Annotated in this window: 1 protein-coding gene; it reads right to left on the bottom strand. The window is 43.6% G+C overall.

Going from position 1 to position 1,487, the window contains the following annotated elements; translation table 11 throughout:
- A partial coding sequence (locus BSU00_RS12995; protein WP_199176765.1) for a thrombospondin type 3 repeat-containing protein occupies window positions 1–1,487 on the bottom strand: 1,487 nt, incomplete at both ends.

Here is a 1,487-nt window from a genome sequence, read left to right on the forward strand (position 1 = left end):
GGTATCCAAACTATCTGGAGTACCATCACCATCGGTATCGCCTGTTCCTTCATCGGTATCTAAAATACCATCGTTATCGTCATCTAAATCGGTTACATCGGGTATTCCATCGCCATCGGTGTCTAGCTCTTCACTATCACAGGCATCTGCAATACCATCGCCATCAGCATCTGGTCCTGCCTCTAAGTGATCGTACACACCATTGTTGTTACTATCTAGTGTTACAGTATAACCATCACTACCAGCTACCGTACCATCGGCATTGTAACCTGTTCCGTCTACTTCACCATCATCATCAGCATCGGTAAATCCTGCCTCTTTAGCATCCGAACATCCGTCATTATCACTATCGGTATCCAAACTATCTGGGGTACCATCACCATCGGTATCGCCTGTTCCTTCATCGGTATCTAAAATACCATCGTTGTCGTCATCTAAGTCTGTTATATCTGGGGTGCCGTCACCATCGGTATCTAATAAACAATTCGCAATTCCAGATTCTAAATGATCTGCTATACCTGAGTTGTCAGTATCTGCTGGAACACTATATCCATCACTACCATATACGGTACCATTACTGTTAATTCTTATACTTTGAACAACAGCATTATCTGTTGTATTTACAACATTATTGTAAGTAACTCCATTTTCTGAAACAGGTGCCTGACTATCTGCCATATGGTTCCCCGTATTCGGCATATACCAAGTTCTACCTTGCGTATCCTCGGCATAGGTGTGCGTATGACTTGTTCCTGTACCACCATTTCTTAAATCCTCAAAGTTTGCTTCTTCTTCAGAGGTAAATAATGGATAGTTATAAACTCCTGTTGGTGCTTCTATAAAATAATACGTAATGCTTGCTCCATCTACTTGTCCGTCTTCATCGGCATCGGTAAACCCTGCTTCTTTAGCATCCGAACAGCCATCGCCATCTGAATCTGTATCTAGGTAATCTGGTGTTCCGTCACCATCCGTATCTATAGTATCATCCCCTTCCGCAGTGTCGTAAATACCATCGTTGTCGTCATCTAAATCTGTTACATCTGGTATTCCATCGCCATCGGTGTCTATCTCCTGGCTATCACAAGCATCTGCAATACCATCGCCATCAGCATCTGGCCCTGCCTCTAAGTGATCTAACACGCCATTGTTGTTGCTATCTAATGCTGCCGTGTAACCATCACTACCGGCTACCGTACCATCAGAATTATAACCTGTTCCATCTACTTCACCATCGCCATCCGCATCGGTAAACCCTGCTTCTTTCGCATCCGAACATCCGTCGTTATCACTATCGGTATCCAAACTATCTGGGGTACCATCACCATCGGTATCTGTAGTATCATCTCCTTCATCGGTATCTAAAATACCATCGTTATCGTCATCTAAATCGGTTACATCGGGTATTCCATCGCCATCGGTGTCTTGGGTTATGGTTAGTGTAAACGATTGTTCATGGGTACAAATTCCATCGGAAGCTCTAACAG

It is taken from the genome of Tenacibaculum sp. SG-28 (genome assembly GCF_002954385.1).
Classification (GTDB): Bacteria; Bacteroidota; Bacteroidia; order Flavobacteriales; family Flavobacteriaceae; genus Polaribacter.